The 15,427-nt window shown below is 43.3% G+C and carries 10 protein-coding genes; 8 read left to right on the top strand and 2 right to left on the bottom strand.

Translation table 11 applies throughout. The features are described from left to right. Positions 1-5 precede the first annotated feature (5 nt). Positions 6-3,260 carry a non-ribosomal peptide synthetase gene (locus AAC854_RS03550; protein WP_340615911.1) on the bottom strand — a complete coding sequence of 1,085 codons (3,255 nt, stop codon included), beginning with the start codon at positions 3,258-3,260 and terminating at the stop codon, positions 6-8. Positions 3,261-3,731: 471 nt separating this feature from the next. Next, positions 3,732-5,357, bottom strand: coding sequence for a cyclic peptide export ABC transporter (locus AAC854_RS03545; RefSeq protein WP_340615910.1), 1,626 nt, complete (start codon positions 5,355-5,357; stop codon positions 3,732-3,734). Between the two features lie 891 nt (positions 5,358-6,248). Here AAC854_RS03545 and AAC854_RS03540 point away from each other — a divergent pair. The 8 genes from AAC854_RS03540 to AAC854_RS03505 all read left to right on the top strand — a co-directional run bounded on the left by AAC854_RS03540 (position 6,249) and on the right by AAC854_RS03505 (position 15,387). Beyond that, positions 6,249-7,460, top strand: coding sequence for an aspartate aminotransferase family protein (locus AAC854_RS03540; RefSeq protein WP_340615909.1), 1,212 nt, complete (start codon positions 6,249-6,251; stop codon positions 7,458-7,460). A gap of 20 nt (positions 7,461-7,480) precedes the next feature. Then, the gene (gene astA / locus AAC854_RS03535) at positions 7,481-8,512 is read left to right on the top strand and encodes an arginine N-succinyltransferase (RefSeq protein ID WP_340615908.1); all 1,032 of its coding nucleotides are present in this window, start codon (positions 7,481-7,483) and stop codon (positions 8,510-8,512) included. A gap of 11 nt (positions 8,513-8,523) precedes the next feature. Further along, positions 8,524-10,002 carry a succinylglutamate-semialdehyde dehydrogenase gene (astD, locus tag AAC854_RS03530; protein ID WP_340615907.1) on the top strand — a complete coding sequence of 493 codons (1,479 nt, stop codon included), beginning with the start codon at positions 8,524-8,526 and terminating at the stop codon, positions 10,000-10,002. 36 nt (positions 10,003-10,038) lie between these two features. Next, positions 10,039-11,382, top strand: coding sequence for an N-succinylarginine dihydrolase (gene astB, locus AAC854_RS03525; RefSeq protein ID WP_340615906.1), 1,344 nt, complete (start codon positions 10,039-10,041; stop codon positions 11,380-11,382). Positions 11,383-11,394: 12 nt separating this feature from the next. Beyond that, positions 11,395-12,381: a succinylglutamate desuccinylase gene (gene astE, locus AAC854_RS03520; RefSeq protein WP_340615905.1), complete on the top strand. Its 987-nt coding sequence runs from the start codon at positions 11,395-11,397 to the stop codon at positions 12,379-12,381. A 34-nt stretch (positions 12,382-12,415) separates the two neighbouring features. Then, positions 12,416-13,840, top strand: a complete 1,425-nt coding sequence (locus tag AAC854_RS03515) for an amino acid permease (RefSeq protein ID WP_340615904.1) — start codon at positions 12,416-12,418, stop codon at positions 13,838-13,840. 52 nt (positions 13,841-13,892) lie between these two features. After that, a complete protein-coding gene (locus AAC854_RS03510; protein WP_340615903.1) occupies positions 13,893-14,570 on the top strand; it encodes a hypothetical protein in 678 nt (225 codons plus the stop codon). Between the two features lie 124 nt (positions 14,571-14,694). Continuing rightward, positions 14,695-15,387, top strand: a complete 693-nt coding sequence (locus AAC854_RS03505) for a GNAT family protein (RefSeq protein ID WP_340615902.1) — start codon at positions 14,695-14,697, stop codon at positions 15,385-15,387. Positions 15,388-15,427: the final 40 nt, after the last annotated feature.

The following is a 15,427-nucleotide window of genomic DNA, read 5'->3' as shown; positions in this document are numbered from 1 at the left end:
AAGACCTAATTCATTGATTTATAAATATCTTGTAAAGACTCTGAATCAAATTGCAGCAATAGCGCATCGATAATGCATTCTTCAAGCTGACAGAGGGTTGGGTGTGAGAACAGTTGATAAACGGATAACTCAACATCAAATGTTTTCTCGATCTGCGACTGTAGCTGCAATACCAGCAGAGAATGACCGCCCAATTCGAAGAAGTTGTCATAGCGACTTATCCGGTCTAACCCTAGTAATTCTTGCCAAATGATGGCTAATTGCTCCTCGGTTTCGCCTTCCGGGGCGACATACTCATGGGTAGACATGGCTGAATGATCAGGAGCAGGGAGAGATTGGCGATCGAGTTTGCCATTTGGGGAGAGAGGAAAAGCGTCCATCATCACAAATGCGCTCGGGATCATGTAATCAGCGAGATGCTTACTCAATTGCCCGCGCAGTTGAGAGATAGTCGGTGTGCAATCCTTATTAGGGATCAAATAGGCGACGAGTCGTTTATCTCCCGTGTCATTTTCACGGGCAACGACTACAGCTTCACGAATATCAGTACATTGGATCAGGCAGGTTTCAATCTCGCCCAATTCAATACGTAATCCGCGAATTTTAACTTGAAAATCATTGCGTCCCAGATAGGCGATACTGCCATCAGGCAGCCAGCGTCCCAGATCGCCTGTTTTGTATAGACGGGCATCAGGATCGGGACTGAATGGATCGGTAATGAAACGCTCTGCGGTCAGTTCAGGCAGGTTCAAATAACCACGGGTAACTCCGACGCCACCAATGTGAATTTCACCGATGACACCAACGGGAACGGGCTGGTGGTGTTTATCAAGTAAATAGATCTGGGTATTGGCTATCGGGCGGCCAATTGTTATTTGAGAAACTGTTATTTGAGATTTAGCGTGATGGTTGTCCTGCCCTTTCAACAGATCGGTGGAAGCTGTTGACCAGATAGTTGTTTCAGTCGGCCCGTATAGATTCCACAAGCTACTGACTTTTTCGCTCAAGCGTTGTGCCAGCTCGTGAGGCAACGCTTCTCCGCCACTTAATGCTTTGATGTTTGCGCCTGTCCAGCCGGAATCGAGCATCATTCGCCAGGAAGTGGGGGTTGCCTGTACAATTCTGATGTCATGCAATGCGATCAAGGCTGCCAATTGCTTAGGATCTTTAGCCGCCATTGATGGCGCTAAAACAATGCAGTTGCTGCTGAACAAAGGCAAATAGAGTTCCAGTCCGGCGATATCAAAGCCAATGGTTGTGGAGGCGAGCATCGTGTCACCGGCAGAAATTTGTAATATTTCCTGCATTGAGAGCAGCAGGTTAACCACATTAATATGTTCTACCATCACCCCTTTGGGTAAACCCGTTGAGCCAGAAGTGTAGAGGACATAAGCTAAATGATGCGATTCTAACCCTAAACGAGCGGCTTCTAAGTTATCGCTGGCCTGACGGGCGATACCAGCCTGAACGGTTGGATTATCCAAAAACCAGATTGGAATTTCAGTCACAGGCAGTTTTTCTTGCAGACCCTGATAGGTCAGCAGGAGTGAAGGATTACTGTCTGACAAAACATGGGCGAGCCTGTCGGTAGGGTATTCAGGATCGAGCGGCACATAAGCGGCACCAGATTTTAAAATCCCCAATAGGGCAATGATCATATCCGGATTGCGTTCCATGCAAATGGCAACACGATCATCGGGACGGATCCCTGCTTCAACAAGGGCGTGGGCCAGTTGGTTGGCTCGCTGATTCAGCTCTGAATAACTGAGTTTATTATTACCATACAGCAGTGCAGTTGCCGTCGGGCTGCGCTCCACTTGCTGTTCAATAAATTGATGGATTAAGGCGTGTTTCGGGAAGGGTCTGTTTGTATTGTTAAAATCATGGATGACTTGCTGATGTTCTTGCTCATCCATTAAGGGCAAACGATTAACTGTTTGTTGTTCGTCATCGGCCATTGCCTCCAGCAGATTCAGGAGATTCTGCATTAACTGAGAGATGAGTTCAGTATCAAACACCTTGGTATCGAAATAAAAGGCATAACGGATCTGACCATCGACTTCCAGAACATTCACCATTAATGGAACAGGAACGTCGGCGTAGTATGGATGAGGGAAAGGCCTCAATTCAGCATTACCCCACGGCACCATCACATTGTTGTCTTCCGCCATCCAGAGTGAGGGTAAGTCACCAATATATCTGGCCTTTTGAAATATCATGATGGTTTGGAAAACAGGGTGGATTTCTGCATTACGTTGTAATTGCAATTGTTCCAATACCCTGGAAAACGGATATTTCTGGTTTTCAATGCCCTGCCGGGCGGTTTTTGTTGCCTGTGTGATGTGCTCCTGAACTGTCATTTCTCCCTTTATCTGGCTGCGTAACGCTATCGGGTTGATAAACTCACCGACCAGTTTTCCCCAGCGGGCACGCCCCCGGCCCGGCATGATAGAGCCGATAATAATGTCATCCTGTCCGGTATAGCGACTAAGGAGGATTTGGTAGGCGGCCAGAAAAATGGCAAACAGGCTGTTATCATATTTCGTTGCCAGAGTTTGCAGTTTATTTGCCAGAGAATTGGGTACTTTTTTATATAAAGAGATTTTCCCTGTATCAGGCGCAGGGCTGTTTTTAGCGGGCCATTGCGTTACAGTTAAATGACCAGCCAAGGTATTTTGCCAGAATTGTTGTTGTTTTTTTGCGCTGGCGCTTTTTAACCATTGTTGCTGCCATTCCACATAGTCGTGAAAGCTATTTTCTGGAGCAGGTTCCAGAGGGCGTGCAGAAAGCAGGGCATCAAGTTCATCTAACAGTACCCAGTAAGACCAGCCATCAACGGCAAGATGATCAAAGGTCAGTACCATTACGCCTTCTTGCTGATTACACTGATACCAACTGGCGTAAAACCGAAGCGGGTGTGTTAAATCAAAAAGATGCCAGCAGTCGTCCTGGACACGCTGCTGAAGCGCTTCTTCACTAAGATGTTGTGCATCATGTACTGTGAGTGCGATTTCAGAACTATCTGCAATGCAATAGCCCGGTTTACCGTGATATAGTCCAAAACTTGCTCGCAGCATCGGGTGTCTTTGCACTAATTTATTGAGAGCTTCTTCTAGTTGTTTCGCTGTTAAGCCTTTAATGCGAGCACAAAATGCACTATTATTCTGACCACGTTTATCAGGGTCTATTTGATATTGAAACCAGCGACTGCTTTGCGCTTCCGATAGAGGGAATGGTTTCAATTGTTCAGGGTAATTCATTCTATAGCTCCCTTTTTATGGGTACATTAAAAATAAAAACAGAACTGATAAAACAAAAAATCACACTCGGGGTTGAACTAATAAAAAATATTTCCATGGAATAGGCGATATATCTATTCCTGTCAGGAAAAGTAGTCGTTATCCAGAGCAAGTGGCATAAAAATAGCCGACCATTCTGATAAAAAAGAACAGTCTAATTCTTAATGTTTTGCTCAATTCCTTTTCATTACTGAAAGAAATTATAATCTTTACTATATTAGATAATTTTACATTAGATCATTTAATTCCACATTTATAATAATGTTTTTCTAATGTATCTAATTTTATTACAGGTATTAAGTATCAAAGTTTATTAGTTTTAGTGATTTTGTGTTCACTCCATAAAACAAAACTTATATGGATGAGTAGAGTGAAATAAGAGCCTAATGAAATAGGCTCTTTGTAATGCGTTTCACTTTATTCTTTAATGAACTAATGAATTTTATTACTGATCTCTTTAATATTGCCATCTTCTAATTTGATAATGCGATCGGCAGAATCAAAATAACCATCATCATGGCTGATAACGATGATAGTTTTACCATTAGCTTTTAATTCAGGCAGTAGTTCAGTGTAGAATAAACGTTTGAATACGGGGTCTTGGTCTGCGGCCCATTCATCAAACAGGTATATAGGACGATCTTCTAAATAGGCCGAAACTAATGCCAGTCTTTTCCGTTGACCAGCAGAAAGATTGGTTGTGGAAAAACCACCATCAACGATTTTGACTTTGTGTGACATATTTAATGATTCAATATAATGCGTCGCTTTTTCAGTAACATCTGCATCGCTATTGAGTAGTTGTTCGAAGAGGTGATAATCGGAGAAAACAGCAGAAAAGAACTGGCGATAATGCTCATTATTAGCTGATGTTACCGGTATGCCATTTAGCGAGACAGAACCCGATTCTTGTTCAAACAAGCCAACAAGCAACATCGCGAGTGTTGTTTTCCCGCTGCCATTACCCCCAACGATAAAAACAATTTCGCCTTGCGATATTTTCAGGCTTAATGGGCCGAGGGCAAACTGACGGTCCTCTTTATCCGTGGTGTAATGATGGATAACATCTTTCAGTTCAAGTTCTATTGGCAGCTTATTATGGAATGGGTTAGGGCCTTCGATTTGTTCGGAGAGTGATTCTTCCAGTTCATTATCAAGGCGGCGCATTTTATTCAACGAAACTTCAGCTTCTCTCAATTCCGGGATTGCACCAATAACTTCACTAATAGGGCCTGATAAAAAGAGTACAAGCAGCGCTACCGTGAACAGGGTTGATGGCTCTTGAGGGATCCAGATGGGGACAATAAAAATGCTGATACCAATAATGATATAGAAGGTGACGGAACTGGCATTGATGAGCCAGGCATAACTGGAATTCGCCTTAATGCAGATTTCTTTGAATACATTGGCGGCAGGAGCGATAACTCTATCGACAAAAAGATTGCCTTTTTGTTTATTGAGTTTCAGCTCTTTGCTGCCATTAATCAGGCTTTGAAAATTAAGGTATATTTTATCCACCTGATCACGCATTGAGGTCATCAAACTTAATGGGTATTTCTCCCAAATATAAAACATGTACATTGCAATAAGACTGAGTGCCGCCAAAATGACAAACAATTGCCAGGACATCCAGGCCAGATAACTAAAACAGGCGATGATTAGGGTGACATTACCAAAAACACTGGGTGCCAGCATAAAAGAGTGTACGAAAACATCGACGTCTTTAGTTAAAACTGCTAAAAGACCGTGCCGCCCGATTTTATTCAGCTTTTTGAGTGGTGCACGCAATATCTTGTTACTTAAACTGAGGCGTAATGAAAAGATAGCTGCTTGAGCTAAATGGGATAACGTAATTTCTGATATAGTCTTAGTAATAAAAAAAATAAAACAGATACCAAAAAAGCTCCAAAGAAATGGGGTGAGATTAATGGTTTCTGTTACACCTTGACTAATCATGCCAACTATCGAAGCACCTGCGAACCCACTAATTAATGCGCTTATTGTCGATACAAGCAATAATACCCAGGATTGACGATATAAATAAGCTATTAGAGTCATAAAAAAAAGCCATTGTCGAAGGTTATAATTTATATGAAAATTCATATATCTGTTTACTCAATCCATTATGGTTGTTTTTTTCTTATGAAACTGCAAGCGTGATTTATGGCATGGCAATATTAATAAATATAACTGTGATAAAAATCACTGGTCGTGTAAGTGGGCACTTTACTTAATTAAAGGGGTAAGATATGTGAGTAATATTTTTTAATAAATAATATCCTACTAACAGGCTGAATCTTATAAGACAGGGTGATCAGTTCAAACATCCGGCTGCTATCCTGTTTCTCCGGGAGCAGTAGATTTGCTCAGAAATCAACCTATGTTACAGGTTGCCTGTAAAAGCAAGCTGAGAGGTCCATGCCTCTTAGCCTGAGAGTTTGTCTGAGTGAACTTGCCAAAAGGGTGGAAAAATAAGTGTATTGTTTTTTAATAGTTTGATTTTAAATAAAATTATTGATGTATAGGGTAAAAGTTGTTAATTGCAAATATATTTTTTAGAGTATGGGTATAATTTATGCTCATGCTCTATGAATAATTATTGAACAAGAATACCTCCATTCCGTTATCTCCAATTCCATTCCTCTTTTTATTTATTTTTTTATGCATAAATGGTGCATAAATTGACAATAAATTCATTTCTATAAATTGTGAAAAACATCATAAAGTAAATTGATTGTGATTTTATTGTGTTGACTTTGTTAAATCCCGAAGAGATTATGAGATTAATTACTAATCAAAAAGGATGAGAAAGATACAGAGATAATATCATTGGAAATTTTTCGAAAATAATAAATAGATAAGTTATATGAATCTATTAATTAAAAATTATCTTCAATGATATATAAGTTTATTTTTCTTTTAATATCCTAATTCTTTGAGGAAAAACAAATGTCAGGTACGATCCAAAGAAATTGGTTTGACCAGTATATGGTTCCCTGTTTTTCACCCGCTAAATTTATCCCGGTTAAGGCTAAAGGCTCGCGCGTCTGGGATCAGGAAGGGAAGGAGTACGTTGATTTTGCAGGCGGAATTGCTGTTAATTCGTTAGGGCATGCCAATGATGAATTAAAAAATACATTAATTTCTCAAATTGAAAATATATGGCACATTGGTAACGGTTACACTAATGAGCCTGTGTTAAAACTTGCAAAATCTTTAGTTGAGAACACTTTTGCAGATAAGGTTTTTTTCTGTAATTCTGGTGCTGAGGCTAATGAAGCTGCATTAAAAATTGCCAGAAAATATGCCCTGGATAAATATGGAAGTCATAAAAACGAAATCATTTCATTTGAGAATTCCTTCCACGGTAGAACGTTATTTACCGTAACTGTCGGTGGTCAACCTAAATACTCTCAGGACTTCGCTCCACTGCCGCAGCAAATTACCCATCTTCCATATAACGATATTACTGCCATTAAAGCCCATATTTCAGAAAAAACCTGTGCCGTAATTGTTGAACCCATTATCGGTGAAGGGGGGGTTATTCCTGCTGACCCGGCATTTTTGAAAGCATTGCGGGAATTGTGCGATCAACATCAGGCATTGCTGATTTTTGATGAAATTCAAACAGGGGTCGGGCGGACTGGGTATTTGTATGCCTATGAAGAAACGGGCGTGGAACCCGATATTTTGACCACGGCCAAAGGGCTTGGCGGCGGTTTCCCGATCGGAGCCATGTTGGTCAGGCAACATATCGCAGAAGCCTTCCAACCGGGTTCACACGGTACGACATTCGGTGGAAATCCATTGGCAGCCGCAGTCGCCAATAAGGTGATTGAGTTGGTGCATCAGCCGGAGTTTCTGGCGGGAGTAAAAGAGCGCCACCATGAATTTCTTCAGCGGATGTCTGCACTCAATCAACGTTATCAGGTATTCAGTGAATTACGCGGTAAAGGGCTATTGCTGGGGGCCGAACTGGATAAAAAATATCAAGGTAAGGCGAAAAACCTGACCAATATCGCAGCAGAAGAGGGATTGATTGCTTTAATAGCCGGCCCCGATGTACTGCGTTTTGCGCCTGCATTAAATATTGAACAGCAGGATATTGATGATGGTTTCATCCGTCTTGAAAACGCCCTCAAGCGATTTGTTCAGGAATAAAGCCGATTTGAGGTGATATCATGATGCTATTTAGATCCGTTCAACATAAAGATTTAGGGGATATCCTTAATCTTTCGTCCCGTGCTGGCGTTGGCCTGACGACGTTACCAAACAATCAGGAATATCTGGCGGCACGGATTTCACGCAGTATTGATTCTTTCAACGATGAAAGGGGACGAGCACAGCAAGGTTTTTTGTTTACCTTGGAGGACACGGAAAAGCATCGTGTTGTTGGTGTTAGTGCATTGGAAGTTTCTGTCGGGCTGGAAGAGCCCTTTTACAACTTCCGTGTGCAGAAAGTAGTGCGGTCTTCCCGGGAATTGGGCATTTACAACACATTTGAAACGTTGATTGTCGGGCAGGATTATACCGGATGCAGTGAACTGTGTACGTTGTTCCTTGATCCCGATTATCAGGGCGGGCGCAATGGCGTTTTCCTTTCCAGAAGCCGCTTTATTTTTATTTCCGCATTCAGGCACCTTTTCCCGAAATCCATCATTGCGGAAATGCGCGGGGTCTTAAATCAACAAGGCGAATCGCCATTCTGGAATGCGTTCGGGCAACACTTTTTCAATGTTCCCTTCGCAGAAGCGGATTATTTGACGGGGACTGGCTCGAAAACGTTTATTGCGGAATTGATGCCATTCTATCCGGTCTATGTCCCTCTGTTGCCTGAAGATGCCCGTCAGGCGATTGGTCAGGTGCATGAACATACCTTGCCTGCCCGCGCTATTCTGGAAAAAGAGGGTTTTGCTTATCACGATGCGGTCGATATTTTTGATGCTGGTGCCATTTTGGATGCGGAAATTGACAATATACGTACAGTCAAAGACAGCCGGCTCGTACATGTCAGGAAAATCCCCTCTGTTTCTCGTGCGCAGGATGGTGTGCCATGTATTGTTTCTAACCTGCATTTTCAGGAGTTTAGGGCGTTACTCCTGCACATACCTGATCCGCTGGATAGTGATGAACTGCGGCTTACACCCGCAGAGCTGGAGGCACTTCAGGTGGATGATGGCGATCCGGTACGCTTTGTCTCTCTTCTCTCTTAAGGGATTTAACAATGAATCATCAAGCAAATTACATTGGCGGTGAATGGATAGTTGGGCAAGGTCTGCCTGTTATTAAGTGCTCTCCTGTTGACCAACGGGTTTTATGGCAGGCAAACGGCGCTTCTGCCCGTCAGGTAGATGAAGCGTGCCAATCTGCCCGCAAAGCCTTTCCTGCTTGGTCAGGGTTGGCGGTTGAAAAACGCATTGCAGTTATTCAGACATTTGCTGATTTGTTGACACAGGAAAAAGAAAATATCGCCCGTGTAATCAGTGAAGAGACCAGTAAGCCGTTATGGGAAACGCGAACGGAAGTTCAGTCAATGATTGGCAAAATTGCCATTTCTATTGAGGCATGGGAACAACGGACAGGATATTCTGAAACCTCCATGCCTGATGGCAAAGCGGTATTGCAGCATCGCCCTCACGGTGTGATGGCGGTTTTCGGCCCCTATAATTTTCCCGGACACTTACCGAATGGGCATATTGTGCCTGCATTGATCGCGGGTAATACGTTGGTGTTTAAGCCCAGTGAACTGACGCCGATGACGGCAGAGAAAACGGTTGAACTGTGGATCAAGGCAGGGTTGCCTGTTGGTGTGCTGAATCTGGTGCAGGGCAGTAAAGAAACCGGCGGTGCGTTGTTGGACAGCCGCGAAATTGATGGTGTGCTGTTTACCGGCAGTGCGGCGACAGGGTTCCATTTCCACCGTGTATTGGCAGGTCAGCCGGAAAAAATGCTGGCGCTGGAAATGGGAGGCAACAATGCCCTGATTGTGGACGATTATGATGATATTGAGGCCGCCGTTTACACCGTTATCCAGTCCGCATTTATCTCCGCAGGGCAGCGTTGTACTTGTGCCCGTAGATTGCTGGTGAAACAAGGGGAAAAAGGGGATGCGTTGATCCAACGGCTGCTTGATGCCACAGGTCAGATTGTGCCTGCTCACTGGAATGCAGAGCCACAGCCTTTTATCGGGGGCGTCATCTCTCTGGCGGCGGCAGAAAGTTTGCTGGAGGCTCAATCCAAATTGCTGGCACTGGGTGGTGTCTCTTTGCTCGCTTTAACGCAGCCTGATCCTCATTCAACCTTTATGACTCCGGGCATCATTGACCTGACCAATGCCAAAGATGTTCCTGATGAAGAATATTTTGGCCCTTTGCTGACCCTGAGACGCTATGACACTTTCGACGAAGCTATTTCCATCGCGAATGATACGCGGTTTGGTCTGGCATCCGGCTTGATTTCTCCTGATGCTTCCCTGTTCGAGAAGTTATTACAGGAGGCGAGGGCAGGGATCGTGAATTGGAATAAACCACTGACAGGCGCATCCAGCAAAGCCCCGTTTGGCGGCATCGGGGCATCGGGTAATCATCGACCCAGCGCTTACTATGCAGCGGACTATTGCGCCTGGCCGATGGCTTCTTTGATGGCTGATAATTTAGTTCTGCCTGAAACACCCGCGCCGGGGCTTGGTTTCTTTCGTTCATGATTTTTTCCATTAATAAATAGGATGTCAGAGGTGATTATGTCGGGAATTGAAGCAAATTTTGATGGCTTGGTGGGAATGACGCACCATTACGCCGGGCTATCAATGGGTAACAAGGCTTCCATGACTCATCGGGGGAAGGAATCCAATCCCCGCAAAGCCGCACTTCAGGGATTGATGAAAATGAAGGCATTGTCTGATATGGGGCTGGTGCAGGGGGTATTGCCTCCACAGCAGCGCCCCAATCTTCCGACATTGCGCCTGCTGGGATTTACGGGCAGTGATGAACAGGTATTAAACAAGGCCGCACAGTATTCACTGTTATTGTTGTCCAAACTGAGTTCTGCTTCTTCTATGTGGACAGCCAATGCGGCAACAGTCTCCCCTTCAGCGGATAGTGCGGATCAGCGCGTTCATTTCACCGTTGCCAATTTAAATAAAAAGTTACATCGTTCTCTGGAAAGTATGGAGACTTCGCGGGCATTAAAAGCCACCTTCTCTGATCAGAACCACTTTGTTCATCATGATCCTTTGCCGCAGCATGTGGATTGGGGAGATGAAGGGGCGGCGAATCATAATCGTTTTTGCGGTGAATATGGTGAAGCGGGTGTACAGCTATTTGTCTACGGCCGCGAAGCATTGCAAGAAGGTATTGCGCCCGAACGCTACCCTGCACGGCAAACGCTGGAAGCGAGTCAGGCAGTGGCCCGCCTGCATCAACTCGAGGAAGCAAGAACCGTATTTGCCCAACAAAATCCGGTTGCCATTGATAGTGGCGTGTTTCATAACGACGTCATCGCGGTCAGTAACCGCAATGTGTTTTTCTATCACCAGCAGGCTTTCCTGAACCAGCAATCGGTATTGGCTGAACTCAGGGAAAAAATGGCCCGGCTCGGGCAAACACTGATAACGGTTGAAGTGCCTGCTGAACAAGTCACCATTCAGGATGCTGTGGGTTCCTATCTTTTTAACAGCCAATTGTTGAGCCAGCCTGATGGCAACATGATGCTGATTTTACCGGAAGAGTGCCGCCGTAATCATAACGTCTCGTCCTATCTGCAATCATTGATTGCTGAGGGAAATTCTCCCATCAATAAACTCCACTTTTTCGATTTACGGGAAAGTATGCGCAATGGCGGAGGGCCGGCTTGTCTGCGTCTTCGGGTCGTATTGAGCGAAAAAGAGCTGGCGGCGACCAACCCGGCCACCTTAATGACACCGGCACTGTATCAGCGGCTGACGACATGGGTAGAACGCTATTATCGGGATTCTCTGTATGTGGCTGATCTGGCTGATCCACAATTGTTGGATGAAGTTTATTCTGCCCTTGATGAACTGACACAGATCCTCAAGCTCGGTCCGATCTATGAGTTTCAACGTTAATCAGGAGGGACGATGGATTTATTGACTTTATTGCTTGAGAACAAACTTGAGGATAGCCTGCATTTTCCGCCGACGATCAAGTCATCATGGTTGGCAGAAGGCGTATTGCAGTTATTGCCACAGGACCTTTCGCAGGAGAAAAAAGCCGATACGCTGATTCTTTCAGCCGGAATACATGGTAATGAAACCGCTCCCGTAGAAATATTGATCCGGATATTGTCGCAACTGGCACAGGGAAGTCTGGCATTACGGCATAACCTCTTGTTGATTTTCGGTAACCTGCCCGCCATGCGCGCAGGACAACGATACCTTGATCATGATCTTAACCGTATGTTCGGTGGCCGCCACCAGCATTTTCCATTGGGGAATGAATCGGGTCGTGCAATGGAGTTGGAATCGGTTGTCCGCCAATTCTTTAGTGAACCGGCAGTCATGGCCTCAACCAGATATCGGCACTTGGATCTTCACACTGCAATTAGGGGATCTTGTCATGAGCAGTTTGCTCTGTTGCCGTACCAGTCCCGTGGCTATGCTGCTGATTTTTTACAATGGCTGGAAGAGAGTGATATTGACGCCTTGGTATTTCATAACTCGGGGGGAGGCACATTCAGCAATTTTACCAGCGAACATTTCAATGCAGACAGTTGCACATTAGAGATTGGCAAGGCACGGCCCTTCGGGCAAAACGATCTGGCAAGGTTCAGTAATATTGCGGCAGCTTTGCAGGATTTGGTCGCAGGTTTATTTTCAATCAAACGAAATAAAGTGGCGCTCAAACGTTATCGTGTAGTGGATGCCATTATCAAACAGCACGACAATTTTGAGCTCAATATTCCAGAGGATACCAAAAACTTCACTGAACTGCCGGAAGGATTCGACATTGCCTGTCAGCAGAATCAAACTTGGAAAATCACATCTCCTGCTAATTTTATTCTATTTCCTAATGCCCGTGTTGCCATCGGTCTGAGGGCAGGTCTATTGCTGGCGCAGTTAACATAATCAATTCATACAAAAAAAGCTGTGGAGGTTATTGATGACGGAATCATTAAAAACACCTGTGGGACAATCCACAGGTGCGCAGAAGCTTCACCGTGGATTAGGTAAACGTCATATTCAGCTGATTGCCATTGGCGGTGCCATTGGTACGGGTTTGTTTATGGGAACAGGAAAAACTATTGCGGTATCAGGCACTTCAATTATCCTGACTTATTTGTTGATTGGTTTTTTCGCTTTTATGGTAATGAGGGCAATGGGAGAACTGTTGCTCACTAAACTGGACTATCGGACTTTTGCGGATTTTGTGGCGGATTATCTTGGCGATAAAGCCAGCTATTTTCTGGGCTGGACTTACTGGATGAGTTGGATAGTCAGTTGTATTGCAGATGTTGTCGTGTGTGGTGGCTATATTCAGTATTGGTTTCCTGACAGTTCGCTTTGGTTAACGGCCCTGTTTATTTTAGGGTTAATGTGTTTATGTAACTTTTTCTCAGTACAGTTATTTGGTGAAACAGAATTCTGGTTTGCCATGATTAAAGTTGTGGCGATAGTTGCCTTGATTATCGTTGGCATTGGTATGGTGCTGGTGGGATGGACTTCACCCAATGGCGTAACCGCTTCTGTACGCCATTTGACGGAGCCTGAGGTATTCCTGCCCAACGGGGTATTTGGATTTTTAGCGGGTTTTCAGATTGCTATTTTTTCCTTTACGGGGATTGAACTGGTTGGCACAGTGACGGCGGAAACCAAAGAACCGGAGAAAATTTTACCGAAAGCCATCAATAGTATTCCGATCAGGGTCCTTATCTTTTATGTGCTCTCCATGATGTGCATTATTGCCGTGACTTCATGGGCGCATATTTCACCGGAGGTCAGCCCATTTGTGACGTTGTTTGCACTGGCCGGTTTGCCGGCAGCGGCAGCGGTCATTAATTTTGTGGCCCTGACTTCAGCGATGTCTTCGGCAAACAGTGGGTTATACGCTTGTACCCGTATGCTTTATGGCCTGTCTACGGAAAAGCTGGCACACAATAAGTTCGGGCAACTTTCAGTGAGCAGCGCGGTTCCCATTTTTGGTTTGATATTCTCTGTTATCTGCATGGCGAGTGGTGTATTCCTGTTATTTGTCATCCCAGATGTCATGAAATTATTTACGATTGTATCAACTGTGGCGGCTATCATGGTTATTTACAGTTGGTGCATGATATTGTTTGCCTATCTGGCTTACCGGAAAAAACGCCCTGACCTGCATAAAATATCCGTCTATAAAATGCCACTGGGTATCCCGATGACATGGTGTACTTTGATATTTTTTGCCTTTACGGTTGTGATCATGGTATTTGATTATGATACGCGTGTAGCGTTATATGGTACTCCGGTCTGGTTTGTGATCTTAGAAGTCTTCTGGCGAATGAGAAAACATCGGGAACAACAGCAAACCCGGGAAAAAATGGTAAATTAAATTAACCAAATCCTCTGAATATATTTTTTATATTGTTATTGGGAGGCATATCATGATACTTAAATCAAAATTTTTTAGCATTCTGGACTCAGATATAGCGGGGCCATTGACGCGTAATGAATCAAATTTAATAAATATGGCTTCCAGGGTATTTAATGTTAAAAATTTTATCTCTATCAGAGAAGTTGGGCTTCAAGATGCTTTATGTATTGCTAATAGAATAAGAACGAACATGATTAATGGTGATTGGTTCATAGGTTCTAATCAGAGCAGACAATTAAGCCGGGATCAGGAACGGTGGAATTCAAGATATAAGGCTACGTATGGAATACTTACACAAATTTCCACTATCTTAGAAAGTAAACTTGAGGGTGTTTCAGCCTCAATAGAACATTATTTCTTTGTTATGTTTTTTCAAGAAACACCAATTGGTATGTTGGTATTTTCCAATAACAAGGCGAAAGCCACAGAACCTTCCAGTATTGTAGAGTTCGTTACTCATGTAGGTGTAAGAAATTGTGGGGTTTTGCTAATGGAATATGCGATAAATAAATCAAAAACACTTGGTAAAAATGGGAACGTCAAACTAATACCAGCGCCTGCTGCGAGAGGTGTTTATTTCCAATATGGATTTGGATATCAAGGAGGTTACATGGTATTAGAACCCGCTAAAAGTGATAAATGGGGGTTTTGGGCGGGGGAATACTATTTTAAGGCAAGTTGTGTATGATTATTGAATATTTTATTCATTAATCTGATTTAATCTTTAAATATATCTGTGGTAATGCTTTTTTATTATATCTTGGTATTACGATGTTATATCAGGTCCAGGTATTGTTATATAGAGGTATGTCATGATGTATAGAACAAAATCATTCAATATCAATATGCCGGAAAAAGTTTCTTCCTTGAGTCGTAACCAATCCAGCCCTAATTTGGCTTCACTCTCTTTTAATGCCAGAGCATCGTTAATGTCTAAACCGGTTTCTTTCCGGGAAGTATTAAATTCTGTTAATACAATAAAAATTCATACCTTACAAGACAAATGGGGATATAAAAATAAAGAATTTGAAGAGTTAGATGAAGAGCTGGATAAAGAATCATATGAAGAGAAAATAAAATGGAATCAACGTAGTAGCAATACAATTTCCATGATTCAATGGGGAGTAGGTAGTCTTTTAAAAAATGAAGATGATCAGGAAAAATATAGGTATTTTGTGTCTTATTTTAGAGGAGTTCCTGTGGGTGCAGTGATCTTTTCTCCAGAAGGGAAACATGTATCTGACATACCTGAAGTTATGTTGCTGGTGACCCATCCTGGTATCCGAGGCTGTGGGATTTTACTGATGGAATGCGCAGTAAATGAATCGAAAAATCTGGAGAAAGAGGGAAAAGTGCAAGTATTATCGATAACAAGTGCGAAAAATGCTTACACTAGTATGGGTTTTATACCTATGATGCAGAGAAATCTCCTATTGTTACTGGAACCTTCTAAAAGCCCGCAATGGGTGTTGAAACAAGATCGTTATCAATTTATAGGAACCTGATTTTAGATGATCAACAACAACAGGCAAAAAAATAACCCCA

The sequence above is a fragment of the Xenorhabdus entomophaga genome, from assembly GCF_037996725.1.
In the GTDB taxonomy this organism is placed as follows: Bacteria; Pseudomonadota; Gammaproteobacteria; order Enterobacterales; family Enterobacteriaceae; genus Xenorhabdus; species Xenorhabdus khoisanae.
The sequence above is the reverse complement of the archived record's forward strand: the minus strand, read 5'-3'. Positions and strand labels throughout refer to the sequence as shown.